The 26,848-nt window shown below is 72.8% G+C and carries 24 protein-coding genes, 2 tRNA genes and 1 riboswitch; of the genes, 14 read left to right on the top strand and 12 right to left on the bottom strand.

Features of this window, described 5'->3' with window-relative positions:
• The first annotated feature begins 4 nt into the window (after nucleotides 1-4).
• A complete protein-coding gene (locus tag SJY07_RS21640) occupies nucleotides 5-865 on the top strand; it encodes an LLM class F420-dependent oxidoreductase (protein ID WP_328292142.1) in 861 nt (286 codons plus the stop codon).
• A 42-nt stretch (nucleotides 866-907) separates the two neighbouring features.
• On the top strand, nucleotides 908-1,735 hold the full coding sequence (locus SJY07_RS21645) for a phosphotransferase (RefSeq protein ID WP_380162460.1): 828 nt from the start codon (nucleotides 908-910) through the stop codon (nucleotides 1,733-1,735).
• On the opposite strand, the gene SJY07_RS21650 is transcribed toward SJY07_RS21645, so the two are convergent.
• Together SJY07_RS21650 and SJY07_RS21655 are read right to left on the bottom strand one after the other, a co-directional pair.
• Complete coding sequence (locus SJY07_RS21650) at nucleotides 1,725-2,603, bottom strand: class I SAM-dependent methyltransferase (protein ID WP_328292140.1); 879 nt, start codon at nucleotides 2,601-2,603, stop codon at nucleotides 1,725-1,727. The two genes, SJY07_RS21645 and SJY07_RS21650, sit on opposite strands and share 11 nt — an antisense overlap.
• A gap of 10 nt (nucleotides 2,604-2,613) precedes the next feature.
• Complete coding sequence (locus SJY07_RS21655; protein ID WP_380161507.1) at nucleotides 2,614-3,933, bottom strand: NtaA/DmoA family FMN-dependent monooxygenase; 1,320 nt, start codon at nucleotides 3,931-3,933, stop codon at nucleotides 2,614-2,616.
• A gap of 73 nt (nucleotides 3,934-4,006) precedes the next feature.
• A riboswitch (SAM riboswitch) is annotated at nucleotides 4,007-4,093 on the top strand.
• A gap of 127 nt (nucleotides 4,094-4,220) precedes the next feature.
• Between SJY07_RS21655 and SJY07_RS21660 the strand changes: the two genes are divergently transcribed.
• Entirely contained in the window at nucleotides 4,221-5,534 is a 1,314-nt protein-coding gene (locus SJY07_RS21660; RefSeq protein ID WP_380161508.1) for an O-acetylhomoserine aminocarboxypropyltransferase/cysteine synthase family protein, read from the top strand.
• A 1-nt stretch (nucleotide 5,535) separates the two neighbouring features.
• Entirely contained in the window at nucleotides 5,536-6,846 is a 1,311-nt protein-coding gene (locus SJY07_RS21665) for an LLM class flavin-dependent oxidoreductase (RefSeq protein ID WP_380161509.1), read from the top strand.
• A 13-nt stretch (nucleotides 6,847-6,859) separates the two neighbouring features.
• On the opposite strand, the gene SJY07_RS21670 is transcribed toward SJY07_RS21665, so the two are convergent.
• Genes SJY07_RS21670 through SJY07_RS21685 form a run of 4 tightly spaced genes read right to left on the bottom strand, consistent with a single transcriptional unit; the run spans nucleotide 6,860 to nucleotide 10,982 of the window.
• The gene (locus SJY07_RS21670) at nucleotides 6,860-7,387 is read right to left on the bottom strand and encodes an alpha/beta hydrolase (protein ID WP_380161510.1); all 528 of its coding nucleotides are present in this window, start codon (nucleotides 7,385-7,387) and stop codon (nucleotides 6,860-6,862) included.
• A 10-nt stretch (nucleotides 7,388-7,397) separates the two neighbouring features.
• The gene (locus SJY07_RS21675; RefSeq protein WP_380161511.1) at nucleotides 7,398-7,703 is read right to left on the bottom strand and encodes an antibiotic biosynthesis monooxygenase family protein; all 306 of its coding nucleotides are present in this window, start codon (nucleotides 7,701-7,703) and stop codon (nucleotides 7,398-7,400) included.
• A gap of 18 nt (nucleotides 7,704-7,721) precedes the next feature.
• Nucleotides 7,722-10,229, bottom strand: coding sequence for an ABC transporter permease (locus SJY07_RS21680; RefSeq protein WP_380161512.1), 2,508 nt, complete (start codon nucleotides 10,227-10,229; stop codon nucleotides 7,722-7,724).
• A gap of 12 nt (nucleotides 10,230-10,241) precedes the next feature.
• Nucleotides 10,242-10,982, bottom strand: a complete 741-nt coding sequence (locus SJY07_RS21685; RefSeq protein ID WP_380161513.1) for an ABC transporter ATP-binding protein — start codon at nucleotides 10,980-10,982, stop codon at nucleotides 10,242-10,244.
• Between the two features lie 182 nt (nucleotides 10,983-11,164).
• Here SJY07_RS21685 and purT point away from each other — a divergent pair, with 182 nt between their 5' ends.
• Nucleotides 11,165-12,361, top strand: a complete 1,197-nt coding sequence (gene purT, locus SJY07_RS21690) for a formate-dependent phosphoribosylglycinamide formyltransferase (protein WP_380161514.1) — start codon at nucleotides 11,165-11,167, stop codon at nucleotides 12,359-12,361.
• A gap of 3 nt (nucleotides 12,362-12,364) precedes the next feature.
• Here the strand turns inward: purT and SJY07_RS21695 are convergent, their stop codons facing one another.
• Nucleotides 12,365-13,078 (bottom strand): response regulator, encoded by a 714-nt coding sequence (locus tag SJY07_RS21695; protein WP_380161515.1) that lies wholly within the window; start codon nucleotides 13,076-13,078, stop codon nucleotides 12,365-12,367.
• A gap of 1 nt (nucleotide 13,079) precedes the next feature.
• Nucleotides 13,080-14,264 (bottom strand): sensor histidine kinase, encoded by a 1,185-nt coding sequence (locus SJY07_RS21700; RefSeq protein WP_380161516.1) that lies wholly within the window; start codon nucleotides 14,262-14,264, stop codon nucleotides 13,080-13,082.
• Nucleotides 14,265-14,411: 147 nt separating this feature from the next.
• On the opposite strand from SJY07_RS21700, the gene SJY07_RS21705 reads away from it, so the two are divergent.
• The 3 genes from SJY07_RS21705 (at nucleotide 14,412) to SJY07_RS21715 (ending at nucleotide 17,512) form a co-directional block, all read left to right on the top strand.
• On the top strand, nucleotides 14,412-15,464 hold the full coding sequence (locus tag SJY07_RS21705) for a 3-isopropylmalate dehydrogenase (RefSeq protein WP_328292129.1): 1,053 nt from the start codon (nucleotides 14,412-14,414) through the stop codon (nucleotides 15,462-15,464).
• A 49-nt stretch (nucleotides 15,465-15,513) separates the two neighbouring features.
• On the top strand, nucleotides 15,514-16,638 hold the full coding sequence (locus SJY07_RS21710) for a branched-chain amino acid aminotransferase (RefSeq protein ID WP_328292128.1): 1,125 nt from the start codon (nucleotides 15,514-15,516) through the stop codon (nucleotides 16,636-16,638).
• Between the two features lie 76 nt (nucleotides 16,639-16,714).
• Nucleotides 16,715-17,512, top strand: a complete 798-nt coding sequence (locus SJY07_RS21715) for a fumarylacetoacetate hydrolase family protein (RefSeq protein ID WP_328292127.1) — start codon at nucleotides 16,715-16,717, stop codon at nucleotides 17,510-17,512.
• Here SJY07_RS21715 and SJY07_RS21720 read toward each other — a convergent pair.
• Nucleotides 17,496-18,173 carry a hypothetical protein gene (locus SJY07_RS21720; RefSeq protein ID WP_380161517.1) on the bottom strand — a complete coding sequence of 226 codons (678 nt, stop codon included), beginning with the start codon at nucleotides 18,171-18,173 and terminating at the stop codon, nucleotides 17,496-17,498. The two genes, SJY07_RS21715 and SJY07_RS21720, sit on opposite strands and share 17 nt — an antisense overlap.
• Before the next feature lie 146 nt (nucleotides 18,174-18,319).
• Between SJY07_RS21720 and gltX the strand changes: the two genes are divergently transcribed.
• The 3 genes from gltX to SJY07_RS21735 all read left to right on the top strand — a co-directional run bounded on the left by gltX (nucleotide 18,320) and on the right by SJY07_RS21735 (nucleotide 20,192).
• On the top strand, nucleotides 18,320-19,825 hold the full coding sequence (gene gltX / locus SJY07_RS21725) for a glutamate--tRNA ligase (protein WP_328292125.1): 1,506 nt from the start codon (nucleotides 18,320-18,322) through the stop codon (nucleotides 19,823-19,825).
• A gap of 132 nt (nucleotides 19,826-19,957) precedes the next feature.
• Nucleotides 19,958-20,029 (top strand) — tRNA-Gln (locus SJY07_RS21730).
• Between the two features lie 90 nt (nucleotides 20,030-20,119).
• Nucleotides 20,120-20,192 (top strand) — tRNA-Glu (locus tag SJY07_RS21735).
• 55 nt (nucleotides 20,193-20,247) lie between these two features.
• Here SJY07_RS21735 and SJY07_RS21740 read toward each other — a convergent pair.
• Nucleotides 20,248-20,964 carry an IclR family transcriptional regulator C-terminal domain-containing protein gene (locus tag SJY07_RS21740; protein WP_328292124.1) on the bottom strand — a complete coding sequence of 239 codons (717 nt, stop codon included), beginning with the start codon at nucleotides 20,962-20,964 and terminating at the stop codon, nucleotides 20,248-20,250.
• A gap of 51 nt (nucleotides 20,965-21,015) precedes the next feature.
• Between SJY07_RS21740 and leuC the strand changes: the two genes are divergently transcribed.
• From leuC to SJY07_RS21755, 3 genes are all read left to right on the top strand, one after another.
• On the top strand, nucleotides 21,016-22,437 hold the full coding sequence (gene leuC, locus SJY07_RS21745; RefSeq protein ID WP_380161518.1) for a 3-isopropylmalate dehydratase large subunit: 1,422 nt from the start codon (nucleotides 21,016-21,018) through the stop codon (nucleotides 22,435-22,437).
• Nucleotides 22,438-22,449: 12 nt separating this feature from the next.
• Complete coding sequence (leuD, locus tag SJY07_RS21750; protein WP_380161519.1) at nucleotides 22,450-23,055, top strand: 3-isopropylmalate dehydratase small subunit; 606 nt, start codon at nucleotides 22,450-22,452, stop codon at nucleotides 23,053-23,055.
• A 305-nt stretch (nucleotides 23,056-23,360) separates the two neighbouring features.
• Nucleotides 23,361-23,903 carry an HU family DNA-binding protein gene (locus tag SJY07_RS21755; RefSeq protein WP_328292121.1) on the top strand — a complete coding sequence of 181 codons (543 nt, stop codon included), beginning with the start codon at nucleotides 23,361-23,363 and terminating at the stop codon, nucleotides 23,901-23,903.
• Nucleotides 23,904-23,966: 63 nt separating this feature from the next.
• On the opposite strand, the gene SJY07_RS21760 is transcribed toward SJY07_RS21755, so the two are convergent.
• Nucleotides 23,967-25,496: a helix-turn-helix domain-containing protein gene (locus SJY07_RS21760; protein WP_380162463.1), complete on the bottom strand. Its 1,530-nt coding sequence runs from the start codon at nucleotides 25,494-25,496 to the stop codon at nucleotides 23,967-23,969.
• Nucleotides 25,497-25,638: 142 nt separating this feature from the next.
• Nucleotides 25,639-26,835 carry a trans-sulfuration enzyme family protein gene (locus SJY07_RS21765; protein ID WP_380161520.1) on the bottom strand — a complete coding sequence of 399 codons (1,197 nt, stop codon included), beginning with the start codon at nucleotides 26,833-26,835 and terminating at the stop codon, nucleotides 25,639-25,641.
• Nucleotides 26,836-26,848 lie beyond the last annotated feature (13 nt).

Genomic DNA, 26,848 nt, shown 5'->3' on the forward strand with positions numbered 1-26,848 from the left:
CGCCATGCACATCGGACTCCACGTCTCCGACTTCACCAACCCCGGCGGCCCGGCCACCCTGCGCGAGGACCTCATCCGCATCGTCGGTGAGGCCGAGGAATCGGGCTACCGCAGCGTCAGCGTCATGGACCACCTCTGGCAGATCCCGCCCATCGGCGACGCCGAACGGGCCATGCTCGAGGCCTACACGACCCTGGGGTTCCTGGCTGCCCGCACCGAACGGGTGGAACTCCTCGCCTGGGTGACCGCCGTGACCTACCGGGAACCGGGCCTCCTCGCGAAACTCGTCGCGACCCTCGACGTCCTCTCCGGTGGCCGCGCGTGGCTCGGAATCGGTGCCGCCTGGTTCGAGGGGGAGGCGACCGGGCTCGGGCTGCCGTTCCCGCCCACCGCGGAACGCTTCGAGCGGCTCGAGGAGACCCTGCGGATCTGCCTGCAGGTGTGGTCGGACTCCGAGGAACCGTTCGAGGGGAAGCACTACACGCTGGGTCGCACGCTCGGCAACCCCCGGCCGGTGAAGCGTCCGCACCCGCCGATCCTCATCGGCGGCGGTGGGGAGAAGAAGACGTTGCGCCTCGTGGCGCAGTACGGGGACGCGTGCAACCTCTTCGGCGGCGACGACGTGGCGCACAAGCTGGACGTCCTGAAACGGCACTGCGACGACCTCGGCCGCGACTACGACACGATCGAGAAGACCGTCATGGCCCCGTTCACCCCGAACGACCTGGACGGGTTCTTCGAGAGCGCACAGAGGTACGCCGCGCTGGGCGTGACCCACCTGCACGGTGGGATGTACGGAACCTACGAACCGGGCATCGTGAAGTCGTTCGGCGACGCCGTCGTCCCGCGTCTCGCGGAACTCTGAGCTCGGAGACCGGTTGCTCCCCAACGGGTCCGAGGTGACGTGATGCAGCCGGCGGAGACGGCCGACGCCGTGCGTGCGGCGTCGGCGGTCGCCGGGTCCGAGGGCCTGGAGGTCGGCGACGTCGTCGTCCTCCAGAACTCGAACAAGCTCACGCTGCGGTTGCTGCCCGCCGACGTCCTGGCCCGGGTCGCCCCGGAGTCCGACGGGATCCTGGCCTTCGAGGTCGACCTCGCCCGGCGACTGGCGGCCGTCGGGAGCCCCGCAGTGGCGCTCGACCCCCGGGTGCGACCGCGCGTCCACGCCCGGAACGGGTTCGGCGTCACCTTCTGGGAGTTCCACCCCGTCCGGGAACACCCTCTCTCGGTCGGGGAGTACGCCCGGGCGCTGCAGCGGCTGCACGAGGACCTGCGAGGGCTCGCCCTGCCGTACACCGCCGTGCCGCACGTCACCGAACGGGTCGACCGGGCGTCTCGACTGCTCGCCGACCGGGACCGCACCCCGGAGGTCCCCGAGGTCGACCGCACGTTCCTGGCGGCCATCCTCACCCGGTTGCGCGACGTCGCCGGCCGCGGCCCCGAGCAGGTGATCCACGGGGAGCCGCATGAGGGGAACGTGCTGGCCACGGAGTCGGGACCACGGTTCGTCGACCTGGAGACGTGCTGTCGCGGACCGGTCGAGTTCGACCTCGCCCACGCGCCCGACGACGTCGCCGACCACTACCCGGGACTCGACCCCGAGCTGCTCCGGGACTGCCGGGCGCTGGTGCTCGCCATCGTCACGACGTGGCGCTGGGACCGCGACGACGAGCTGCCGAACGGGCGGGAACTCGGCCGGGAGTGGATCGCGCAGCTGCGGGCGCTCACCGGGTGAACCGCCACACCACCAGCGCGGGCTGCCCGAGGTAGGCGGCGTCGCTCGCCTCGGGGACGAGCGCCTCCAGCGACCACGGCCACTCGTTCCAGGTCCCCGGACCGTCCTGGCCGGGTCGACCGGCCGTGGACCCGGACGGTACGGGTTCGACGCAGTCGAGCACCCGCAACCCGGCGGAGAGCGCGGCGCGCAGCTGGGTGCCGACGGGGTGCACGAAACCCTCGATGCGCCGCGCCTCCCCCCGGGGGCCGGGGGAGGACGGGATCGAGCCCCGGCGGATCCGGTCGGGGTGGACGTCGGAGACGACGAGGGTCCCGCCGGGGCGCAGGACGCGGGCGAACTCCGCGAAGACCGGGGAGAGGTCGGGGACGTGGGAGAGGGCCAGGGCGCAGACCACCACGTCGGACGAGGCGTCGCCCACCGGGACCGCGTGCAGGTCGCCCGGGAGGAACTCGACTCCTGCGACCCCGGCCAGCGCCAGCATCTCCGGGGAACCGTCCACGCCGGTGACCCGGTGTCCGCGGGTCGCCAGCTCGGCGCACCAGCGGCCCGTCCCGCAGGCCAGGTCGAGGGCGTCTCCCGGAGCGAGGTCGTCGAGCCAGGGCAGGATCACGTCGGCGTCGCCGAAGGCGGTGTTGGGGACGTCGTAGCGCCGCGACCACTCGGCGTACCCCTCACCCGGGGGGACCCGGGCCACGTCGAGACCGTCGCGCAACCGGGGGTCGTCGAGCAGCCGGCGCACCTCGGCGAGGCGGCGTTCGACGAACTCCCGGCCGTGCCGGCCGTGGCCCGTGGTGGCCCGCTGCAGGGCGAGCCCCTCGATCCCGAGCAGGACGGCGAGCGGGTGTTCGTGGACGGCGTCGGCCATGGCGGGCCTCTCAGGCGTAGCGACTCGGCGGGACGGGCAGCCCCATGTTCTCGCGCAGGGTCGCCGCGGGCAGTTCCGGCGGCAGCGCACCACGTCGCACGAGCAGCGGCACCACCTGCTCGACGAACTCCTCGAGCCCCGCGGGGACGGAGGAGAACGCGAGGGTGAAACCGTCGGCGGCCCCGTTCTCGAAGCGTTCCACCATCCAGTCCGCGACCTGCTCGGGCGTCCCGGGCAGGAACCGGCGGCGCAGCATCGTCCGGTACAGGTCGCGCACCGTGAACCGCTCCGGGTCCGACTGCCGCTCCATGAGCTTGCGGACCCCCTCGAACACCGTCTGCACCTGGTTCGACCCGCCGCTGAAGTCGAACTCGAACCGTTCGTCGAGGGGGTGGCCCGACAGGTCGACCCCGAGGTGGTGGGAGAGCCAGTCGAGGCTGAGGCGGTCCGGGGTCAGCGCCTCGATCTCGTCCACCCGTTCGAGGGCGCGTTCCGGCGTCTCGCCGAGGACGGGGGAGAGGGCGGGGAGGACCTTGAGGTGGGCGGGGTCGCGGCCGTTGTCCGCGGCGCGGCGCTTGTAGTCGTCGGCGAGCTTCCGAGCGCCCTGCAGCGGGGCGCTGCCGGGGACGAAGACCGCTTCGGCGTGCTTCCCGGCCAACCGGCGGCCGTCCTCGGAGGAACCGGCCTGGAACAGCACCGGGTGGCCCTGCGGCGGGCGGGGCAGGTTCAGCGGACCGCGGACGCGGAAGAACTCACCCTCGTGGTCGAGGACGTGCATCCCCGCCGGGTCGGCGTAGCGGCCCGAGGTGACGTCGGGCCGGATCGCGTCGTCGTCCCAGCTGTCCCACAGGCCCTGCACGACCTCGACGTACTCGCCCGCCCGGCGGTAGCGCGCGGCGTGGTCCAGGTTCACGTCGAGACCGAAGTTGCGCGCCTCCTCGTCGCTGGCCGAGGTCACCAGGTTCCACCCGGCCCGCCCCGAGCTCAGGAAGTCCAGCGAACCGACCTGACGGGCGGTGTGGAAGGGCTGGTTCCACGTCGTGGAGACGGTGGCGACCAGCCCGATGCGTTCCGTGCTGCGGGTGAGCGCGCCCAGGAGCCCGAAGGGTTCCGGGCGGACGTTGGCGACGTGCTCGACCCCGGAGGGGAAGCGGTCCCACACGTAGAGCTCGTCGGCGTAGAACAACGCCGTGAACCCGCCGCGCTCCGCGGTGCGGGCGAAGTCCTCGTAGTAGCCGTGGGTGAGGTAGTCGTCCGGGCGCCCGCCCGGGAGCCGCCAGCTCGTGAGGTGCTCGCCCCCGGGGTAGAAGAGCATCGCGGTGAGGATCACGAGCGGGCACGCTACCTGCGCCCCGACCGGGTGAAGCGCTTGACACGGGACCCGCGGTCACCGTTCACTGGAGGAGCCATCCAGAGCGGCCGAGAGACCTGGCTCGTCGACGCCGCAGCAACCGCCTTCGGGTTGGTGCTTCCGCCAGGACCGATGGGAGAAGCTCCGTGCCTGAACACCGCCTGACGCGCCGTCTCGTGATCGACCTCCTGCGCAGCGCCGGGATGACCTGTCGGGCCTGAACGCCCGCCAGGTCCCCCGTTCACGCTCCCCGGAAGGTTCCGTCGATGCCGCACGTCCCGTCCCAGCACGGTTTCGCCACCCAGCAGGTCCACGCCGGTTCCTCACCCGACCCCGCGACCGGTTCCCGCGTCACCCCCGTCCACCTGACCGCCGGTTTCGTCTTCGACGACTTCGAGCAAGCGCGTGCCCGCTTCGCCGGTGAGGACGACGGCTACGTCTACACCCGGATGGCCAACCCCACGACGACGGCGCTGGAGCAGCGCCTCGCCGTCCTCGAGCACGGCAGCGACGCGATCGTCGTCGGCACCGGCCAGGCCGCGATCACGGTGGCCCTGCTCGGCGTCCTCGGCGCCGGCGACCACGTCGTCGCCGCGGGGGACCTCTACGAGGGGTCTCGCGGCCTGCTCGTGGACAACTTCGGCCGGCTCGGGATCACCGTCGACTTCGTCGCCGACAGCACCGACCCCGCGGCGTGGGAGGCGGCGGTGCGCCCCGAGACCCGGGTGTTCTTCGCCGAGTCGATCGCGAACCCGAAGAACGTCGTCCTCGACGTGCCCGTCGTCGCCGCCGTGGCCCACCGGCACGGCATCCCGCTCGTCGTCGACAACACCTTCGCCACGCCCTACCTGTTGCGCCCCCTCGACCACGGCGCCGACGTCGTCGTGCACTCCGCGAGCAAGTTCCTCGCCGGGCACGGGGCGGCCCTGGGTGGCGCGATCGTCACGGGCGGTTCGTTCGACTGGAGCGGGTTCGACCACCTGACCGCTCCGGCGAACGTCCTCGCCGGGGTCAGCTGGGTCGAGGCGCACGGGCCGCGACGGGCCTACGTCGAGCACACCCGGGCCGTCGTCGCCTCGCGGTTCGGGCCGACGATCTCCCCGTTCAACGCCTTCCTGGTCCAGCAGGGCCTGGAGACCCTGTCGTTGCGGGTGGCGCGCCAGACGTCGACGGCCCTGGAACTCGCCCGCTGGTTGGCGGCGCGTCCGGAGGTCGTGAGCGTCGACCACGCAGGACTCCCCGGCCACGGGACCTCCGCGGTCGCGCAGCGGTTGCTGCCGCGGGGCAGCGGCGCGGTGTTCTCCTTCACCCTCGAGGGTGGACGGGCTGCGGCGCAACGCTTCGTCGACGCCGTCGAGCTGTTCACCCGGATAACCCACGTCGGCGACGTCCGCTCGCTGGTCATCCACCCGGGGAGCACGACGCACGCCCACCGCACCGAGGCCGAACGCCTCGCCGCCGGGATCTGGCCGGGACTGGTGCGGCTCTCGATCGGGCTGGAGGAACCCGAGGACCTGCTCGCCGACCTGGAGCTCGCCCTCGCCGCCACGGTTCCCGCCGAGCTCCCGGTGGCGGTCTGAGGTGACGCGCCTGCAGCACTTCGGGTACTTCTTCTCCCGGGGTTTCGGCCCGCAGGGCTGGGGCCGGGACTACCAGGCGTGGAACGACGACTGGACGCGTCCCGACCTCTACGCCCACGCGGTCCGCGACCTCGAACGCGCGGGTTTCGACCTCGTGGTCATCGAGGACGCCATCTCGCTCGGCAACCCCGACACCCTCGACCTGCGGGTCCGCGCCGCCTACGGCGGGCCCAAGCACGACCCGCTGCTGCTCGCCCCGTACCTGTTCGCGGCGACCCGGCACCTCGGCGTCGTCCCCACGATCAACGCGGGGATCACCCCGCCCTACCTCGCCGCCCGGCAGGCCGCGACCCTGCAGCACCTCTCCGGCGACCGGTTCGGGATCAACCTGGTGACCGACGTCGGCAGCGCCCGCCACGTCGGACTCGAACCCGTCGCGCACGACGTCGCCTACGACCGCGCCGAGGAGTGGATCGACGTCGTCCGCCGGTTGTGGCACAGCTGGGACGCGGACGCCCTCGTCGCGGACGCCGAGACCGGGCACTTCGCCGACGGGTCGAAGATCGACGCGTTCCAGCACCGGGGGGAGCACTTCCGCCTCGACGGACCGCTGAACGCGCTGCCCTTCGACGGCGGGGACCCGGTGGTCGTCTCGCCCGGGGGTTCCGCGCGCGGCCTGGGTTTCGCCGGGTCGCGTTCCGACGTGCAGCTGGCGCTGGCGCCGCTGCAGGTCGAGGAGGTGCGGGCCTACCGGGCGAAGGTGCTGGCGGCCGCCGCGCTCGCCGGTCGCAAACCCGCGGACGTCCGCGTGCTGTTCGTCGTCAAACCGGAACTGCTCGCCAGCCGGGAGGAAGCCGACCGGGTCGTCGCTGCCTCCCGCCACGCCTCCGACGCCGTCCTGCACGAGGTGGCGCTCGCCTGGTCCAGCGACCTCGAGACCGACCTCACGGCCCTCCCGCTGGACGCGCCCATCGATCCCGCGGTGTTCGGCGACCACGTCTCGCTCGGCACCCTCACCGCGTTGCGCGGGGACACCCCGGACGCCCCGCTGCGGGAACTGCTGGCCCGCAAGGCCCGCAAGGGGCGTCTCGGCGACCGCAGCGGGTTGGTCGGGACGGCGGAGGAGTTCGCCGACCTCGTGGAGGAGTTCGGTGCGGACGCCGACAACGACGGGTTCCTGCTCTCCGGAGACCTGCACCCGGTGACGTTGCACCGGTTCCTGGACGACCTCGTCCCGGTGCTGCGCCGGCGGGGGATCCTGCGCAGCGGGTACGGCGGCGGCGGGTTGCGGGGCAACCTCTTCGACTTCTAGCCCCGTTCGAGTTCTAGCCCAGGAATTCGCGCACCCCGGCGCGCAACCGGTCCAGGGCGTCGGCGGTCGCCGCGGGGTCCCCGGGGAACTCCAGGACGTGGTCGGCGCCGACGAACTCGAGGACCTCGCGGTCGCTCTCGTGAGCCAGGGTCCGGTTCCACGACGGGTCGGCCGTCCCGCCGACGAGCAGGGTGTGCGCGTGCGAGCGGGCGGCGGCGAGCCCCACCGCCGGTTCGTCCAGCAGCGGGGTCAGCCAGATCCCCGCGAGCGCCAGGTCCGCGGCCACGGGCAGGGCCAGCGTGGTCAGCGACTTCGCGACCACGAAGTTCGGGCGGAGGTCGTGCAGCAGGGCCCGCACCAGGTCGGGGGTGTCCGCCGCGGTGGGGGCGGGACCGTCCCAGGAGAGGGTCAGCACCCGGTGCCCGGCGGCGAGCAGTTCGTCGCGGACCACCCGCAGGACGGGCCGGTCGGCGTCGTAGCCACGCCCCGGGAGCACCAGCGTGGGTGCTCCCGGGACGTGGCCCGCGGAGTCGATCCTCATCGGTCCGGGATCAGCTCGGGTCGGCGCCGAGGACGACCTCGAACTCCAGCAGCGAGGCGCCGGTGGCGACGGGTCGGGCCCGCTCACCCGCGTGGGCGGCCTTGGCACCGCCGTTCGCCCAGCCCTGGAACGCCTCCTCGCTCTCCCACTTCGTGTAGACGAAGTAGCGGGTCTCGCCCGCGACGGGGCGCAGGAGTTCGAAACCGAGGAACCCGGGAGTTCCCTCGACCGCACCCATGCGGGCGCCGAACCGGCGCTCCAGCTCGGGCCCGCCGTCCTCGGGGACCTCGATCGCGTTGATCTTCACGACAGCCATGCCGACAGCGTCTCAGGGTCAGTCGGCGATGGCGGCGACCGGGGGTGTCCTCGCCGCACGTCGTGCCGGCAGCACCGAGGCGAGCACGCCGGCGAGCGCGGCGACGACGACGATCCCCCCGACCTGACCCCACGGCACGGCGAGCACGACCGGCATCTCGGCGCTGAGCACCGAGGCCGTCCCGGCCAGGCCGTACCCGGTGCCGAGGACCACCCCCAGCACCGCGGCGACCCCGGCCACGAGCAGCGCCTCCCAGGCCAGCACGGCGCGCAGCTGGCCGCGGGTCAGCCCCAGGGCCCGCAGCAGGCCTGACTCCTGCCGTCGTTCGACGACGGAGAGGGCGAGGGTGTTGCCGACCCCGATGAGGGCGATGACGACGGCCACGGCCAGCAACCCGGTCACGATGAGGAGCATCGTCGTGAGGAGCTGGTCCAGGGAGTTGCGCAGGCTGGCGATGCCCTGGACGTCGCTGGAGGGCAGGACCTGGGCGAGGGCCTCCGAGATCCGGTCCGTCGCCGCGGCCTGGGCCCCGGTGTCCCCGTCGGCGAGGCGGATCCAGGCGCCCGTCGGCTCGAGGTCGCTCCGCAGCCGCTGCGCGTCGGCCTGGGTGATGACCGCCGGGGACTGGCTGTCCGGGGCGACCCGGACGGTGAACGGGACGGCGGCGCCGCTCGGCGCGCCGGCGTCGTCGAGGACCTGCAGGGCCAGCGTGTCCCCGTCGGAGAGACCGGCACCGAGGGTGGCCGGGAGGACGATCTGACCGGCCCGGGGCAGGGGCGAGCGCTGCTGCGAGCGCACGACGGCGCCCGCCGCGGCCGGGTCGACGGCGTCGACCGTGAGGTTCAGCGAACCGTCCGCGGTCGTGAGGTCCAGGTTCTCGACCAGCGCGAGACCGGCGACGCCGTCGACCCCGCGCACCGCGGCCACGACGTCGGACCCCCAGGGCTGCGAGGCGGTGGCGACCACGTCGGTCGGGTAGCCGGCGTCCATGGCGCGCAGGGCGCTGACCCGTGTCGAGGAGGTCCCGACGACCATGGCCGTCGTCAGCGTCACCCCGATGACCAGGGCGGTGGCGGTGGCGGCCGTGCGCCGGGGGTTGCGGAGCGAGTTCCCGGCGGCGAGTCGGGCCGGTACCCCGCCCAGGCGTCGGAACGGCCGGCCCGCCAGGGCGACGAGCGCCGGCACGAGGTGCTGGGCCAGCAGCAGGAACCCGAGGAAGCTGAGGGCTCCCGCGACGAGGGCACCCAGGAGCTGGCCACCGGCGGCCAGCACGACCATGGCGGCGGTGGCGGGGACGGTCACCACGAGACCGAGCACGAGGCGCACGACGCCGGCCCGGGAGCGCACCGGAGCGGTGGACAGCGGCCGCAGCGCGGCCAGCGGCGCGACCCGGGTCGCGGCCCGTGCCGGGGCGAGCGCGGCGAGGACCGTCACCACGGTGCCGAGGACGAGACCCGCGAGGACCGCGGAGGGGGGCAGGACGACGTCGGTCAACGGGATGGGGGAGTCGACGCGACCCGCGAGCCCCGCCACGACCCGGGCGAGACCGGACCCGGCCAGCACACCGACGACCGAGGCGAGCAGCCCGACGACGAACGCCTCGCCCAGGACGCTGCGACCGATCTGGCCGCGGTCCGCACCCACGCAGCGGAGCAGGGCGAGCTCGCGGGTCCGCTGGGCCAGCAGCACCGCGAAGGTGTTCGCGATGACGAGCCCGGCGACGAGGACGGCGATCGCCCCGAAGGCCAGCAGGACGCTGGTCAGGCTCTGCGCGTCCCCGGTGAAGGAGTCGGCGACGTCCTGCGCGGCCTGCTCGCCGGTGGTGACGGTCACCGAGGCCGGCGCGGCCGCAGTGATCCTCTCCAGCAGCCCGGTGCGGTCGGTCCCCGGAGCGGCGGCCACCCGCAGTCGGTCGGGGGATCCCGCGCCCCACGCGGTGACCGCCTCGTCGGTGCCGAAGACCGTCGGCACCAGGCCCGCGCGGGGGTCCCCGGCGAGGTCGACGGTCCCGACGACGGTCACCTGCTGGGTGACGGGTTCCGGGGACCCGGAGGCGTCGTCGCCCACGGGGTAGTACGTGAGGGCGATCCGCGTCCCGGGCGCGACGTCGACGCGGTCGGAGACGGCGATCTCGTCCGCGTCCTGCGGCAGGCGGCCGCTGCTGACGTGCTGCCACCGCAGCGTCCCCGGGCTGCCGAGGCTGCGGGCCTGCGCCGACGTCGCACCGGTCCGGTCCGGCAGTCGCACCTCGACGGAGGTGGAGAGGTCACCCGCGACCGCGGCGACGCCCGGCAGGGCCGCCACCACGGGTTCGAGGGCGGTGAGCGGCTGGTCCTTGGCGTAGGGGTCGCTCGGGGTCACGACGACGTCGCTGGCGACGAACTGCGCGCCGACCCCCTGCAGGACAGCGGCCTTCGCCGTCGCGTTCAGGGACAGGGTCGCCACCACGAAACCCACTGCGATGACGATCGCGAGGCAGGAGGCGAGCACGCGTGCGCCGTGCGCACGCAACTGGGCCAGGGTCACCCGGAGCACGGTTCAGACCCCCAGGGTGCGCAGGGCGTCGATGACGTCGTCCGGGGTGGGGCTGGTCAGCCCACCCGCGAGACCGCCGTCGGCGATGAGGACGACGCGGTCGGCGTAGCTCGCCGCGACCGGGTCGTGGGTCACCATCACGACGGTCTGGCCGACCTCGCGAACGCTGCCGCGCAGCAGGCTGAGGACCTCCGCGCCGGCGCGGGAGTCGAGGTTCCCGGTGGGTTCGTCGGCGAAGACGACGTCGGGGCGGGGGAGCAGCGCGCGGGCGACGGCGACGCGCTGCTGCTGCCCACCGGAGAGTTCGTGCGGGCGGTGCCGGAGCCGGTCGGTCAGCCCGAGCCGGTGGACGACGTCGTCGCGCCAGGCCGCGTCGGGCTCCCGGCCCGCCAGGCGCAGCGGCAGCAGCATGTTCTCCTCGGCGTCGAGGACGGGCAGCAGGTTGAAGCTCTGGAACACGAAACCGATCCGGTCCCGTCGCAGCCGGGTGAGCTCGGCGTCCTTCAGGGCGGTGAGTTCGGTGTCACCGAGGAAGACCTGCCCCGCGGAGGCGACGTCGAGGCCTGCGAGGCAGTGCATCAAGGTGGACTTGCCGGAACCCGAGGGGCCCATGATCGCGGTGAACTCGCCCCGGGTGAACTCGACGTCCACCCCGGCGAGGGCGTGCACGACGGCGTCACCGCGGCCGTAGGTCTTGCGCAGACCCACGGCACGGACCGCGGAACTGTCGTGGAACTCGGACACGGTGGTTCTCCCAGGATCGCGGGGGTTCTCGAACACCCTCGACGCTAGGGACCGCGGCCCCGCGCAGCGTCTGGCCCTGAGTGGATCCTGAGGTCATCCCGTGGTCTGACGGTCCTCCCGTCGCTCCGGGCGCGGGGCCGACGCCACCGACTCCAGTGGTCGATGCACCTAGGCTCCTGCCCGTGGTCACCCTCGGCACCCCGAACTCCCCGTCCGCGACGCGCGTCCTGATGCTCGGCTCCGGTGAGCTGGCCAAGGAGGTCGTCATCGCCCTGCAGCGCCTGGGGGTCGAGACGATCGCCGTCGACCGCTACGAGGGCGCCCCGGCCCAGCAGGTCGCCCACCACTCCCGCACCATCGCGATGAGCGACCCGGACGCCCTGCGCGCCCTGTTGCGGGAGGAGCGACCGGACGTGATCGTCCCCGAGATCGAGGCCATCGCCACCGACGTCCTCGTCGAGCTGGAGGCCGAGGGGTTCCGGGTCGTCCCCACCGCCCGGGCCGCCCGGTTGACCATGGACCGCGAGGGGATCCGCCGCCTCGCGGCGGAGACCCTGGGCCTGCCCACGAGCCCCTACGCGTTCTGCGACTCCCTCGAGGAGCTCCACGCCGCCACCGGCGGGACGATCGGGTTCCCGTGCGTCGTGAAACCCGTCGTGTCCAGTTCCGGCAAGGGACAGAGCACGCTGCGTTCCGCCGCCGACGTCGAGGCGGCGTGGGAGTACGCCCGCTCCGGCGCCCGCGTCGAGCGACCCCGGGTCATCGTCGAGGGTTTCGTCGAGTTCGACTACGAGATCACCCTCCTCACCGTCCGCTCCCTCGACGCCGACGGCGAGGTCGTCACCCGGTTCTGCGACCCCGTCGGGCACCGCCAGGAACGGGGTGACTACGTCGAGAGCTGGCAGCCGCACCCCATGTCCCCGACCGCCCTGGCCCGGGCGCAGGAGATCGCCGCCGCCGTCACCACCGACCTCGGCGGCACCGGGCTGTTCGGCGTCGAACTCTTCGTCCGCGGTGACGAGGTGCTCTTCAGCGAGGTCAGCCCCCGCCCGCACGACACCGGCATGGTCACCCTGGCCACCCAGTTCCTCAGCGAGTTCGACCTGCACGCCCGGGCCCTCCTCGGACTGCCCGTCGACGTCGAACGGCACTCCACCGGCGCCAGCGCCGTGATCTACGGCGGCGTCGACGCCGTCGCCATCTCCGCCGACGGGGCCGCCGAGGCGCTCGCCGTGCCCGGCAGCGACCTGCGCTGGTTCGGCAAGCCGGAGAGCTTCACCCGCCGCCGGATGGGCGTCGCCCTGGCCCGGGGGGCCGACGTCGAGCAGGCGCGTGACCGCGCGACCCGTGCGGCCGCCGCGGTGCGTCCCCGGGCGTAGCGCCTACCGCGCGTCGCGCAGCACGTCGCCGGGCTGGACGAGCCCGGCGGCGTAGGCCAGCACGACGGCCTGCACCCGGTCGCGCGAGTGCGTCTTGGCCAGCACCCGTCCGACGTGCGTCTTCACCGTCGCCTCGGAGACGACGAAGCGCTGGGCGATCTCGCCGTTGGTCAACCCGTGGGCCATGCACTCCAGCACCTCCCGCTCCCGGGGGGTCAGGTCCGTCGGGATCCCCTGCGGCGCAGCGGAGGGAGTCGCCGCACCGGCCCGCAGCAACGGGCCCACGTGCTGCAGCAGCCGGCGCGTGGAACTCGCCGCGATGACCGCGTCGCCGGAGTGCACCGTGCGCACCGCGGCCAGGAGTTCCTCCGGCGGCGCGTCCTTGAGCAGGAAACCGCTCGCCCCCGCACCGATCGCCGAGACGACGTACTCGTCGAGGTCGAAGGTCGTCAGCACCACGACCTTGGGGCCCGCCGAGGCGCTGGTCGAGGTGATGCGCCGCGTCGCCTCGATCCCGTCGAGACCGGGCATGCGCACGTCCATCAGCACGACGTCGCAGGGGGTGGAGGTGACGACCCGCACGGCGTCGGCCCCGTCGGAGGCCTCGCCCACGACGTGCAGGTCGGGTTGGGAGTCGATGACCATCCGGAACCCGGCGCGCACCAGCTGCTGGTCGTCGACGAGGACGACGCGGATCGGTTCGGTGGGATCGCTCACGTCACGAACTGTAGGGAAGGCGCGCCCGCACGGAGAAACCCCCACCGGTGCGCGGCCCCGACGTCACCGACCCACCGTGCAGCCGGGCCCGCTCCGACATCCCCACCAGACCCTGCCCGCCGGGGCTCGGCTGGACCATGGACGCCGCGCCGCGGCCGTCGTCCTCGACGTCGAGCCGCAGGGCGTCGTCGTCCCAGCGGACGACGACCCGGGTCCGGGCCCGCGGACCGGCGTGCTTGAGGACGTTGGTCAGCGACTCCTGGACGATCCGGTAGGCGGCCAGGCCGATCGCCGGCGGCAGTTCCCGCGGGGGGCCGAGGACCTCGGCCTCCACCTCGAGGCCGCTGGTGCGCACCTGCTCGACCAGTTCCGGGATCATCCGCGCGTCCGGTTGCGGGGCGAGTTCGTCGCCGGGTCCCTGCCGCAGGACGCCGAGGAGGTTGCGCATGTCGGCCAGGGCCTGGCGTCCGGTGCCGGAGATCGTCTCCAGCACCGTCGGCGCGATCGCCGGATCGGCCTGGGCGGCGTAGCGCCCGCCGTCGGCCTGGGCGATGATCACCGACAACGAGTGCGCCACGACGTCGTGCATCTCGCGGGCGATGCGCTGGCGTTCCGCGGTCGCCGCCAGCCGGGACTCGTTGTCCCGTTCGTTCTCCAGCAGCCGCGCGCGCTCCACGAGGGCCACCTCGTTCTGGCGCTGGGAACGGCGCAGGCTCCCCAGCGACCAGCTGGCCAGCACCATGAAGCCGATGAAGGCGCTGAGCAGGACGACGGCGCCGATCCCGGTGCCGCTGAAGAACCGGACCGCGCAGACCAGGGCCCCGGCCAGGCCCAGGGCGAGCCCGCCCCGGGAGGCCCAGGGCTTCGCGTAGGCGGCCAGGGCGTACACCGCGGCGAGGACCGCGACGTTGCCGAACGCGGGGCTGGGCAGGAGGAGCTGGGAGAGGCCGAAGAAGGCGACGAGCCCGCCGGAGACCTCCGGGTGACGTCGACGGACCGCCAGCGGCAGGCACATCCCCGCACTGACCACGGCGCTGGCCAGGCCTCCCGCGAGTCCGGCCGAGAGGCTGCTGAGCCAGCCGATCCCCGCCAGGACGAGGGCGGTCAGGGCGTCGATGAGCAGGCTGTTGGCCCGCGTCCAGTTCACGACGCGGTCGAAGACGTTCCGCCTCGGTTCCGGCAACACCGTCACAGCGTAGGGATCCCGGCGGGCGCCGGCGTCGGGCCGCGGGGGGATCCGGGCCGTCCCCCCGCGGGATGACCCGTCCGCACGACGAGACGAGGTGACCGCATGCTGGACAGGTCGACCGTGGTCTCGACTAGCCTCGCGCGCATGACGGACACCCTGCGACTCGCGGTCATCCCCGGCGACGGCATCGGCCAGGAGGTGACCGTCGAGGCCCTCAAGGTGCTCTCCGCGGTGCTGGACCAGGCGGGCCAGAAGGTCTCGACCACCGAGTACGACCTCGGCGCCCGGCTCTACCACCGCACGGGGGAGACGCTGCCCGACACCGTCCTCGAAGAGGTCCGCGGTCACGACGCGATCCTCCTCGGCGCCGTCGGTGACCCGAGCGTGCCCAGCGGGGTCCTGGAGCGCGGGCTGCTGCTCAAGCTGCGCTTCGCGCTGGACCACTACGTCAACCTGCGCCCCTCGAAGCTGTTCCCCGGGGTGCCGAGCCCGCTGGGTGACCCGGGCGACATCGACTTCGTCGTCGTCCGCGAGGGCACCGAGGGTCCCTACGTCGGCAACGGCGGTGCGCTGCGGGTCGGCACGCCGCAGGAGATCGCCACCGAGGTGAGCGTCAACACCGCCTTCGGGGTCGAGCGCGTCGTGCGCGACGCCTTCGCCCGCGCCGCGGCACGTCCGCGCCGCAAGCTCACGCTGGTGCACAAGCACAACGTCCTCGTGCACGCCGGGCACCTGTGGCGCCGCACCGTCGAGGCGGTCGGGACGGAGTTCCCCGACGTCGCCGTCGACTACCTGCACGTCGACGCGGCCACGATCTTCATGGTGACCGACCCGTCGCGGTTCGACGTGATCGTCACCGACAACCTCTTCGGCGACATCCTCACCGACCTCGCCGCGGCCGTGACCGGCGGGATCGGCCTCGCCGCGTCCGGCAACGTCAACCCGGACCGCACCGCCCCCAGCATGTTCGAACCCGTCCACGGCTCGGCCCCCGACATCGCGGGTCGCCAGCTCGCGGACCCGACGGCCGCCGTGCTGTCGGTCTCGCTGCTGCTCTCCCACCTCGGCCGGGACGAGGCCGCGGCGCGCGTCGACGCGGCCGTCACCGCGGACCTGGCCGCCCGGGCGAGCGGTGAGGTCGGGACGCGCTCCACGGCGGAGGTCGGCGACGCGCTGGCCGCCGCCGCGACCGCCTGAGCGCGCTGTACCGTCGATCCACCACCGTCAGCTCACGAGGAGACCGCGCATGAGCGCCACGCCGACCGCCACCCCCACCGGATCCGCCCCCCGGCTGACGTTCCCCGTCACGCCGTCGGCCACTCCGGTCGCGGCGGAGCGTCGGGCGGAGATCCTCCGGGCGCCGGGGTTCGGGAAGTTCTTCACCGACCACATGGCCATCGCCACCTGGACGAAGGGCGAGGGCTGGCACGACACCGCCGTCGTCCCCTACGGGCCGCTGCAACTCGACCCGGCCGCCGCGGTGCTGCACTACGCGCAGGAGATCTTCGAGGGGCTCAAGGCCTACCGCCACGCCGACGGCAGCGTCTGGACCTTCCGTCCCGAGGCCAACGCGGCGCGCATGGCGCGGTCCGCGCGACGTCTCGCGCTGCCCGAGATCGGCGAGGAGACGTTCCTCGAGGCGATCACCCAGCTGGTCCGGGCCGACGAGGCCTGGGTCCCCACGGGTGGGGAGTCCTCCCTGTACCTGCGTCCGTTCATGGTCGCCACCGAGGCGTTCCTCGGGGTCCGCGCGGCGCACGAGGTGAAGTTCCTCGTCATCGCCTCCCCGGCCGGCGCCTACTTCTCCGGCGGGGTGAAGCCGGTCTCGATCTGGCTGTCGCAGAACTACTCCCGCGCCGCCCTGGGGGGCACGGGTTCGGCCAAGTGCGGCGGGAACTACGCCGCCAGCCTCGCCGCGCAGGACGAGGCGGGCGAGCACGGCTGCGACCAGGTGTGCTTCCTCGACTCCGCCGAGCAGAAGTACGTCGAGGAACTCGGCGGGATGAACCTGTACTTCGTCCACGACGACGGTTCGATCGTGACCCCTGAACTCACCGGCACCATCCTCGAGGGCATCACCCGCGCCTCGATCATCGACCTCGCCAAGGACCTCGGCCACGACGTCAGCGAGCGCCGCGTGAGCATCGACGAGTGGCGCGAGGGGGTCGCCTCGGGTCGGATCACCGAGGTGTTCGCCTGCGGCACAGCGGCTGCGGTCACCCCGGTCGGCAAGCTCGTGTCGGCGGACGGGGAACTCTCGCACGGGACCGGTTCCGCCGGCGAGGTCACGATGACGATCCGGGAGAAGCTGCTCGACATCCAGTACGGCCGGGCCGAGGACACCCACGGCTGGCTGCGCAGACTGGTCTGAGGGGAGGGGCCGCCGCCCGGCGGCCCCTCCCACCCCGTCGGACGGCGGGGTCGCGCCGCGTCACTAGGGTGAGGCCATGCGCATCGCCAGGTTCTCCTCCAGTGGTTCCGACCCGCGCTACGGCGTCGTCGAGGGCGCTCCGGGCGAGGAGGAGATCCTCGTCGTCGCGGGCGACCCGCTCTTCACGCCGCTGAGCCCGACGGGCGAACGCGTCCCGCTGGCCGACGCCCGGCTGCTCGCGCCGGTCATCCCCCGCTCGAAGGTGCTCGGGATCGGGCGCAACTACGCCGCCCACGCCGAGGAACTCGGCAACGAGGTGCCCGAGGAACCGCTGGTCTTCACCGTGCCGAACACCTCGGTGGCCGGTCCCGGCGACCCGCTGGTGATCCCGGCCTGGGCCGGGGAGGAACTGCACTACGAGGGCGAACTGGCGATCGTCATCCGCCGGATCTGCAAGGACGTCCCGAAGGAGCGGGTCAAGGAGGTGATCTTCGGCTACACCATCGCCAACGACATCACCGCGCGCTCGCTGCAGGGTCCCGACAAGCAGTGGTGGCGGGCGAAGGGTGCCGACGGGTTCACCCCGCTGGGGCCCTGGATCGAGACCGACCTCGACCCCTCCGACGTGCGGATCGAGACCCGTCGCATCACCGGCGGGCAGAGCGAGGTCGTCCAGGACGGCCGGACGTCGCTGATGGTCCACGACATCCCGGCGATCATCGCCCACGTGTCCTCCGCGATGACGCTGCTGCCCGGCGACGTGATCATGACCGGGACCCCGGCCGGGGTCGGACCGGTGCGCGCCGGACAGCGCGTCGAGGTGGAGATCGAGGGCCTGGGGGTCCTCTCGACCTCGTTCAGCTCCCCGGAGTGACCCCAGGAGTGACCCCAGGAGTGACTGCCGGAGCGATCGCCACGGTGATGGTGTCGTTGGCGGTCTGCTTGGAGTAGTCGCTCGCGCCGGGCGCGCTCTGCTCGAGCACGTCGTAGGAGATCAGGAGTTCCACGCTGCGGGTGCCGACGGGCACGGCCGGGATGACGAACGACGTCGAGTAGGCGTAGGGCGCCATGGCCAGGTAGCCCGGGGTCTGGCGCGAGACGTCCTGGACGCTGACCGGGGAGGTCACCGTGCCGTCGGCCGCGACGGCGGAGGAGGTCACGGTGAAGGCGCTGACGTAGGCCTTCTGCTGCTTCTTCGCGGTGCCCAGGTTCGGCCCGGTGATGGTCGCGGCGAGCTGGATCGGCTTCGCGGCCTGCGGGGTCCACCGGCCCATGTCCAGCGTCGACCAGTAGTCGACGGCCACGGTCATGCCGCCGGCCTGCAGCTCGTGGTGGGCGGAACCGAGGGCGAGGTCGTTGGCGACGGGTTCGACGGCGACGGTGGCGGTCGGGGTGGGCGTCGGGGTGGCGGTCCGCGCGGGGGTCGCGGTCTCCACGGGCAGGCCGGCGGCGGCCTGCACCGAACCGCAGGCGGTGAGGGCGGCGAGCGGCAGCAGGAAGGCGGCGGTAGCGAGGCGGAGCGAGGGGCGGGTCACGAGGGTCCTCCGGAGGGGGCGGCGGGGGAGCGGGGCGGTCTCCACGACGCTGACACGCGTGACGCTGCGTGTTCGTCCGTGCCACCCGAACGGCCCACCCGTGACGCTCTGCGACCACTCTCGTGGGCGAATAGGCTGGGGCCGCCATGACTGACATCGCCGCACCTCCCGCCCCGGGCTCCTCGCCCGTCCGTGTCCGCTTCTGCCCCTCGCCGACGGGGACGCCGCACGTCGGCCTCATCCGGACGGCCCTGTTCAACTGGGCCCACGCCCGCCACACCGGCGGGAAGCTCGTGTTCCGCATCGAGGACACCGACGCCGCCCGCGACAGCGAGGAGAGCTACGCGCAGATCCTCGACGCGCTGAGCTGGCTGGGGCTGGACTGGGACGAGGGCATCGACGTCGGGGGCCCGCACGAGCCGTACCGGCAGAGCCTGCGCCGCCCGATCTACGACGACGTCGTCGCACGACTGCGCGCGGCCGGGCACCTCTACGAGTCGTTCTCGACCGCCGAGGAGATCGAGGCCCGCCACGAGGCCGCCGGTCGTCCGAAGGTCCTGGGCTACGACGGTTTCGACCGTGACCTGACCCCGGAGCAGGTCGCCGCGTTCCGCGCCGACGGTCGCGAGCCCACCCTGCGGCTGCGGCTGCCCGAGGGGCGCGACTACTCCTTCGACGACGTCGTGCGCGGCCGGATCGAGTTCAAGGCCGGGTCCTTCCCCGACCCGGTCCTGGTGCGCGCCAACGGCGATCCGCTCTACACGCTGGTGAACCCCGTCGACGACGCCCTGATGGGGATCACCCACGTCCTGCGCGGGGAGGACCTGCTCTCCTCCACCCCCCGCCAGATCGCGTTGCACGAGGCGCTCGTGGACATCGGCGTCTCGCAGGCCGTCCCGTTGTTCGGGCACATGCCCTACGTCATGGGGGAGGGGAACAAGAAGCTCTCCAAGCGCGACCCGGAGTCGAACCTCTTCCACCACCGCGACCGGGGGTTCGTCCGCGAGGGGTTGCTGAACTACCTCGCCCTGCTCGGCTGGGGCATCGCCGACGACCGGGACGTGTTCTCCGTCGAGGAGATGGTGGCCGCCTTCGACGTCGCCGACGTCAACGCCTCACCCGCCCGCTTCGACGTGACCAAGGCCGAGGCGATCAACGCCGCGCACCTGCGGTTGCTGGCTCCCGACGACTTCCGGCAGCGGTTGGTCCCCTACCTGCAGACGGGCGGCGTCCTGCCGGCCGAGCCGTCCGCGGAGCAGCTGGAGCGGCTCACCCTGGCCGCCCCGCTCGTGCAGGAGCGGATGACCCTGCTCGGCCAGGCCCCCGGCATGCTCGGGTTCCTCTTCGTCGCGGACGCGGACGTCGTCCTGGAGGAGGACGCCACCACGGCCCTGCGACCGGAGGCCGCCGACGTGCTCGACGCCTCGCTCGGCGCACTGGAAGCGTTGCCGCAGTGGAGCACCGCCGAGCTGGAGACCGCGTTGCGGGCGGCCGTGGTGGACGGGCTGGGGATCAAGCCGAAGTTCGCCTTCGCCCCGTTGCGCACGGCCGTCACGGGGCGCCGGGTCTCCCCGCCGTTGTTCGAGTCGATGGAGATCCTCGGTCGCGAGTCGTCGCTGGCGCGGCTGCGGCGGCTGCGCGCGACCCTCTGACCTGCCCGTCGGCTCCCCGTCGGCTCCCCGTCGCGCCTCAGGTCGCGCGACGGGGAGCCGATTTGGGGTGCGGGGCGCGGACGCGTTAGAGTTCATCTCGTTCGGGCGGTTCGCCGCTCGGATCAGTCACCATGGGGTATGGTGTAATTGGCAACACGGCTGTTTCTGGTACAGCTATTCTAGGTTCGAGTCCTGGTACCCCAGCGCTTGTCGCAGACGTCGACAGTCCGGAGCACACCGCTCCGGGAGGTAGACTCTCCGAGGCGGGTTCCGGGAACGGAACTCCTGAGCTAGGGCCCCGTTGTGTAGCGGCCTAGCACGCCGCCCTCTCACGGCGGTAGCGCGGGTTCGAATCCCGTCGGGGCTACAGATCAAGGCTCCCGGTCACTGACCGGGGGCCTTCTTCGTTGCCGGGCAACCAGTCAGGTCTGGGGCGCGAGGGCGGCGCCGAAGGCGGCGGCCGTGGCGAGCACCGCGTCGGCGTGACGACGACCGGGGTGGCGACCGAAGCGCTCCGCGGGGCCGGACACCGAGACGGCCGCCAGGACGCGTCCAGAAGGCCCGCGCACGGGCGCGCTGACCGAGGCGACCCCGGCCTCCCGTTCGCCGCTGGAATGGGCCCAGCCGCGCCGCCGGACGCCCGAGAGGGCGCTCGCGTCGAAGCGTGCGCCCATGAGCTCCACCGAGAGCCGCTCCGGGTCGTCCCAGGCGAGCAGCACCTGGGCCGCGGACCCGGCGGTCATGGTCATGGAGGCGCCGACCGGGACGGTGTCACGCAGACCGTGCAGCCGTTCGGCGACGGCGATGCAGATGCGGTGCTCCCCGTGGCGGCGGTAGAGCTGCGCGCTCTCGCCCGTGGCGTCGCGCAGGGCGCTCAGCAGCGGTCCCGCGACGGCCACCAGCCGGTCCTCGCCGGCGGCGGCGGCGAGCTCGGCGTGCCGGGCTCCCAGCACGAACCGGCCCTGCAGGTCGCGCGCCACGAGACGGTGGTGCTCGAGGGCGACGGCGAGGCGGTGCGCCGTGGGGCGGGAGAGACCGGTCACCGATACCAGCTGGGCCAGGCTCGCCGGGCCGGCCTCGAGCGCGCCCAGGACCAGCGCCGCCTTGTCGAGCACGCCGACTCCGCTACTCTTGTCCACGAAGCGATACTGGCGTCTCAAAACGTGAGACGCAAGTGAGGGGAGCGGAGCATGGCACGCACGCTGGCGGAGAAGGTCTGGGACGACCACGTCGTCCGCAAGGGGCAGGACGGGGAACCCGACCTGCTCTACATCGACCTCCACCTCGTCCACGAGGTGACCAGTCCGCAGGCCTTCGACGGGCTGCGGATGGCCGGGCGTCCGGTGCGCCGTCTCGACCTCACCATCGCGACCGAGGACCACAACACCCCCACCGCCGACATCGACCGTCCGCTGTCGCTGCTCGAGGACAAGGTCTCGGCCAAGCAGCTGCAGACCCTGCGCTCCAACTGCGAGGAGTTCGGCGTCCGGCTGCACCCCCTCGGTGACGCCGAGCAGGGGATCGTGCACGTCGTCGGCCCGCAGCTGGGCCTGACCCAGCCGGGCATGACCGTCGTCTGCGGTGACTCCCACACCTCCACCCACGGCGCGTTCGGCTCCCTGGGCATGGGGATCGGCACCAGCGAGGTCGAGCACGTCCTCGCGACGCAGACGCTGCCGCTCAAGCCGTTCCGCACGATGGCGATCACGGTGAACGGGACACTGAAGCCTGGCACCACCGCCAAGGACGTCATCCTGGCCGTGATCGCGGAGATCGGGACCGGCGGCGGACAGGGCTACGTCCTGGAGTACCGCGGCGAGGCCATCCGCAGCCTCTCCATGGAGGGTCGGATGACCATCTGCAACATGTCGATCGAGGCCGGCGCCCGCGCCGGCATGGTCGCCCCCGACGACACCACCTTCGCGTACCTGAAGGGGCGTCCGCACGCTCCGCAGGGCGCGGACTGGGACGCGGCCGTGGAGTACTGGCGGACGTTGCGCACCGACGACGACGCGGAGTTCGACGCCGAGGTTGTCCTCGACGGGAACCTGCTGGAACCGTTCGTGACCTGGGGGACCAACCCCGGGCAGGGCGTCCCGCTGTCGGGCTCCGTCCCCGTCCCCGAGCAGATCGGCGACGACGGCGTCCGTCAGGGCGTCGAACGGGCGCTGGAGTACATGGGCCTCGAGGGCGGGACCGCCATGCGCGACATCGCCGTCGACACCGTCTTCATCGGTTCCTGCACCAACAGCCGCATCGAGGACCTGCGGGCCGCGGCGGAGGTGGTCCGGGGCCGCACGAAGGCCGACTCCGTGCGCGTGATGGTCGTCCCGGGTTCGGCGAAGGTCCGTCTGCAGGCCGAGGCCGAGGGGATCGACACCGTCTTCAGGGAGTTCGGTGCCGACTGGCGCTTCGCGGGCTGCTCGATGTGCCTGGGCATGAACCCCGACCAGCTCGCCCCCGGGGAACGCTGCGCCTCCACGTCCAACCGCAACTTCGAGGGCCGCCAGGGCAAGGGGGGGCGGACCCACCTGGTCAGCCCCCTGGTCGCCGCCGCCACGGCCGTGCGGGGGACGCTCAGTTCCCCCGCCGACCTCGAACCCGCGCTCTGAGAGGGGATCACCATGGAGAAGTTCTCCGTCCACCGCGGTGTCGGGGTGCCGATGCGCCGCACCGACGTCGACACCGACCAGATCATCCCCGCCGTCTACCTCAAGCGGGTCACCAAGACCGGTTTCGAGGACGCGCTCTTCGCCGCCTGGCGGGGCGACCCGGGCTTCGTGCTGAACCAGGAGCCCTACCGGGCCGGGTCCGTCCTCGTGGCCGGCAAGGACTTCGGGACCGGGTCCAGTCGTGAGCACGCCGTCTGGGCGTTGCGCGACTACGGGTTCAAGGCCGTCCTCGCGCCCCGCTTCGGCGACATCTTCCGCGGGAACTCCGGCAAGCAGGGGTTGCTCGCGGCCGTCGTCGCGCAGAGCGACATCGACCTGATCTGGAAGGCCCTGGAGGCGCACCCGGGGACGGAGGTGACCGTCGACCTCGTCGAGCGCATCGTGCAGGTCGACGACTTCACCGCCCCCTTCGAGGTCGACGAGTACGTGCGCTGGCGGCTCGTGGAGGGCCTGGACGACATCAGCCTGACCCTCCGCCACGCCGACGCCATCACCGACTTCGAAGGCCGTCGGCCGTCGTTCAAGCCCACCACGACCCCCCTCGCGCCGACCGCCTGACCCGTGCACGGACGACCCCGGACTCCCGCTGCGGCGCAGCGGGACCGGGGTCGTTCTGCGTCCTGACCCGTTGCGCGGCAACCCTTCCGATGAAATCCCTTGCGGCACGGGCGGACCCGTCGTCGGCTCCGTCGGAAGCCCTGCGGCACAGTCGGGGCGGTCGTCGGGAAGTCCAGGTGTGCTGCGGCGCAACGACTCGCCGCCGGGCCTGTGGTGGACTCAGGTGATCGTCGGTCGTACCGTTTCCTCGTCGGGCTCCTGCTCGGCCAACCACGGACGACCCGTACCCCCCTGGAGGAGCCCCCGTGAACAAGGCAGAGATGGTGGACGCGCTCGAGGTGACCCTCGGCGGTCGCAAGCAGGCCGTCACGGCCGTCGAGGCGGTCGTCGAGCTCATCACGCTGACCGTCGCCAAGGGTGACAAGGTCGCGATCAGCGGTTTCGGCACCTTCGAGAAGCAGGCCCGCAACGCCCGCACCGGTCGCAACCCGCGCACCGGTGAGGCCGTCAAGATCAAGAAGACCTCGGTGCCCCGCTTCCGCCCGGGCACGGCCTTCAAGGAGGTCGTCTCCGACACCAAGGCGCTGCGCGCCTTCCAGGCCGCGGCGAAGGAGCGCGCTGCCACGGGCGGTGTCGCGCCCGCCGCGACCTCCACCCCCACCACGACCAAGAAGGCCGCTCCGGTGGCCCGCAAGGCGGCTCCGGTCAAGGCCGCCCCGGCCCGGACCACCACCACGGCCGCGAAGAAGGCCGCTCCGGCGACCCGCACCGCGACCACCGCCGCCGCCAAGAAGGCGGCTCCGGCCAAGACCGCCACCACCACCCGTCGGGTCGCCAAGAAGGCCTGACCCGCGACAGCAGGAGGCCCCCGGACCCACTGGGTCCGGGGGCCTCCTGCGTGCTGGCGGGGGTCAGTCGCGGAAGGTCTCGATCTGCGCGCCCAACGGCGTCAGACGTTCTGCGAGCTGCTCGTAGCCGCGGGCGATGATGTCCACGTTGCGCAGCACCGAGGTCCCCTTCGCCGCCAGCATGGCCAGCAGGACGACCACGGCGGGACGCAGGGCCGGCGGGCAGAGCACCTCGGCGCCGGACCAGCGGGTGGGGCCCTCGACGAGCACCCGGTGCGGGTCGAGCAGCTTCACCCGCGCGCCGAGGCGGTTGAGCTCGGTGAGGTAGATCGCCCGGTTGTCGTAGACCCAGTCGTGGACCGTCGTCGAACCCTCCGCGCTCGCCGCGATGACGGCGAAGAACGGCAGGTTGTCGATGTTCAGGCCCGGGAACGGCATCGGGTGGATCTTGTCGATCGGCGCCTTGAGCTCCGAGGGGAAGACCGTGATGTCGACCAGGCGGGTGCGCCCGTTGGCCGCGGTGTACTCCGGCGTCAGGTCGTACTTCAGGCCCATCTCGGACAGGATCGCGAGCTCGATCTCGAGGAACTCGATCGGCGCCCGGGTGACCGTGAGCTCGGAGTGCGTGATGATCGCCGCGGTCAGCAGGCTCATCGCCTCGACCGGGTCCTCGGAGGGGGCGTAGTCGACGTCGACGGAGATGTCCTTGACGCCGTGCACGACGAGGGTCGTGGTGCCGATCCCGTCGATGCGGACCCCGAGCTGCTCCAGGAAGAAGCAGAGGTCCTGGACCATGTAGTTCGGGCTCGCGTTGCGGATCGTGGTGATCCCCTCGACGCGGGCCGCCGCCATGAGGGCGTTCTCGGTCACCGTGTCGCCGCGTTCGGTCAGCACGATCGGGCGCTGCGGGGAGACGCTGTGGTCGGCCGTCGCGTGGTAGAAACCGGTCGTCGCCGTGATGGACAACCCGAAGGGGCGCAACGCGACCATGTGCGGCTCGACCGTGCGGGTCCCGAGGTCGCACCCACCGGCGTAGGGGAGGGCGAACTCGTCGTAGCGGTGCAGCAACGGCCCGAGCATCATGATGATGCTGCGGGTGCGACGGGCGGTCTCGCCGTCCATCGCCTCGAGGTCGAGGGTGTCCGGCACGTCCAGGACGAGGTCGGCCTCGTTGATCCACTCGTACTTCACGCCGATGCTGGCGAGCACGTCGAGGATGCGGTGGATCTCGAGGATCCGGGCGACCCCGCGCAACGTGGTGCGGCCCTTGTTCAGCAGCGCCGCGCACAGCAGGGCGACGCCGGCGTTCTTGCTGGACTTCACCGCGATGCTGCCCGACAGCTTCACGCCGCCGTGCACGCGCAGGTGCGTCGGCCCGGGACGCCCGATGGAGACGATGTCGTCCTGGAGGGCGTGACCGACGCGTTGGAGCATGTCGATCGAGACGTTCTGCTGCCCCTGTTCCATGCGGTGGACGGCGCTCTGGGACGTACCCAGGCGTTCCGCGAGCTGGACCTGCGTGAGGCCTCGGTGCTTGCGGGCGTCGCGGATGAGGGCGCCGATCTGCGACAGGTGGTCGCTGCTCGACGTCATCTGCTCGGTGGAGACTGCCATGTCCGCACCGTATCTCATAGATGAGATAAAGCTTGCGCTCCCCGGGATCCCGGGCGTGTCACCGCTGTGGTCAGCGTGACACAGGCCCCGGGTGTTCCCGTTCCTGCGACGCGCGTGTCCCTCAGACGGTTCCCCGGTGGGCGAGCGCGGCGTCCAGGGCCTGCGAGAGGTCGCGCCACAGGTCCTCGACGTCCTCCACGCCGACGGAGAGGCGCAGCAGGTCCTCGGGCACGACGGCCGGCTCGTTGCCGTGCCGGCGGCGACGCTCGATCAGGGACTCGACCCCGCCCAGGCTCGTCGCCGGGACCCACAGAGCGACGGCGTCGACGACGGCGTCCGCCCCCGCGGCACCTCCGACGACCTCGATCGCCACCAGCGCGCCGAACCCGGACATCTGGCTCGCGGCGAGCGCGTGACCGGGGTCCTGCGGCAACGAGGGGTGGCGGACCCGCGTCACGGCCGGGTGGGCGAGCAGGCGCCGCGCGAGGTCGGCCGCGGAGGCCTGGGAGCGCTCCAGGCGCAGCGGGAGGGTCCGGATGCCGCGCAGGGCCAGGAAGGTCTCCAGCGGGCCCGCGATGGCCCCGTGGAAGGTGCGGTGGGACGAGAGCGCCGCCAGCGTCGCCTCGTCGCGGGCGACGACCGCGCCCAGGACCACGTCGGAGTGCCCGGAGAGGAACTTCGTCACCGAGTGCACGACGACGTCGGCGCCGAGCTCGAGCGGCTGCTGCAGCAGCGGGGTGGCGAAGGTGTTGTCGACGGCGACGACCGCGCCGTGCTCGTGGCCCAGCGCGGCGAGCGCGGCGATGTCCGCGACCTCGAGCAGCGGGTTCGTCGGGGACTCCAGCCACAGCAGCGTCGGGCCCGCGGTGGCCGCCAGGGCCGCGCGGACCTCGTCGAGGTCGGTGATGTCCACGGGGCGCACCGTGATCCGTCCCTGCGCGGCCAGCAGGCCGGTGAGGGAGTGGGTGCCGTTGTAGGCGCCGTGGGGCACGAGGACCGTCCCGTCGGCGGGGACCAGGTGGACCGCGGCCGACACCGCCGCCATGCCGGAGGCGAAGACCAGTGCGCGGCCACCCTCCAGCTCACCGATCGCGGTCTCCAGGGCGACCCAGGTGGGGTTCGCGAACCGGCCGTAGCCGAGCGAGGCCTGACCCAGCGAGCCGCCCCCGACGAACGTCGCGGACAACGACACCGGGGTGTTGAGCTCGCTGTCGAGCCCGCGCGGCGGACGACCCGCCACGACGGCCAGCGTCGCGGGCGACAGCGGTGTCGCGGTGGCGGGGGAGAGCGGGGTGGTGGAGGACACGTTGTCGGGCACGCCCGAAGACAAC

Origin of the sequence: Kineococcus sp. R86509 (assembly GCF_042466365.1) — a bacterium.
Classification (GTDB): domain Bacteria; phylum Actinomycetota; class Actinomycetes; order Actinomycetales; family Kineococcaceae; genus Kineococcus.

Coding starts and splice junctions, on each gene's coding strand:
- SJY07_RS21760 (WP_380162463.1), bottom strand. CDS start 25,496: ATGACGTCGAGCAGCGACCACCTGTCGCAGATCGGCGCCCTCATCCGC.
- leuD (WP_380161519.1), top strand. CDS start 22,450: ATGGAGAAGTTCTCCGTCCACCGCGGTGTCGGGGTGCCGATGCGCCGC.
- SJY07_RS21705 (WP_328292129.1), top strand. CDS start 14,412: ATGACGGACACCCTGCGACTCGCGGTCATCCCCGGCGACGGCATCGGC.
- leuC (WP_380161518.1), top strand. CDS start 21,016: ATGGCACGCACGCTGGCGGAGAAGGTCTGGGACGACCACGTCGTCCGC.
- SJY07_RS21710 (WP_328292128.1), top strand. CDS start 15,514: ATGAGCGCCACGCCGACCGCCACCCCCACCGGATCCGCCCCCCGGCTG.
- gltX (WP_328292125.1), top strand. CDS start 18,320: ATGACTGACATCGCCGCACCTCCCGCCCCGGGCTCCTCGCCCGTCCGT.
- SJY07_RS21670 (WP_380161510.1), bottom strand. CDS start 7,387: ATGAGGATCGACTCCGCGGGCCACGTCCCGGGAGCACCCACGCTGGTG.
- SJY07_RS21660 (WP_380161508.1), top strand. CDS start 4,221: ATGCCGCACGTCCCGTCCCAGCACGGTTTCGCCACCCAGCAGGTCCAC.
- SJY07_RS21645 (WP_380162460.1), top strand. CDS start 908: ATGCAGCCGGCGGAGACGGCCGACGCCGTGCGTGCGGCGTCGGCGGTC.
- SJY07_RS21715 (WP_328292127.1), top strand. CDS start 16,715: ATGCGCATCGCCAGGTTCTCCTCCAGTGGTTCCGACCCGCGCTACGGC.
- SJY07_RS21640 (WP_328292142.1), top strand. CDS start 5: ATGCACATCGGACTCCACGTCTCCGACTTCACCAACCCCGGCGGCCCG.
- SJY07_RS21650 (WP_328292140.1), bottom strand. CDS start 2,603: ATGGCCGACGCCGTCCACGAACACCCGCTCGCCGTCCTGCTCGGGATC.
- SJY07_RS21675 (WP_380161511.1), bottom strand. CDS start 7,703: ATGGCTGTCGTGAAGATCAACGCGATCGAGGTCCCCGAGGACGGCGGG.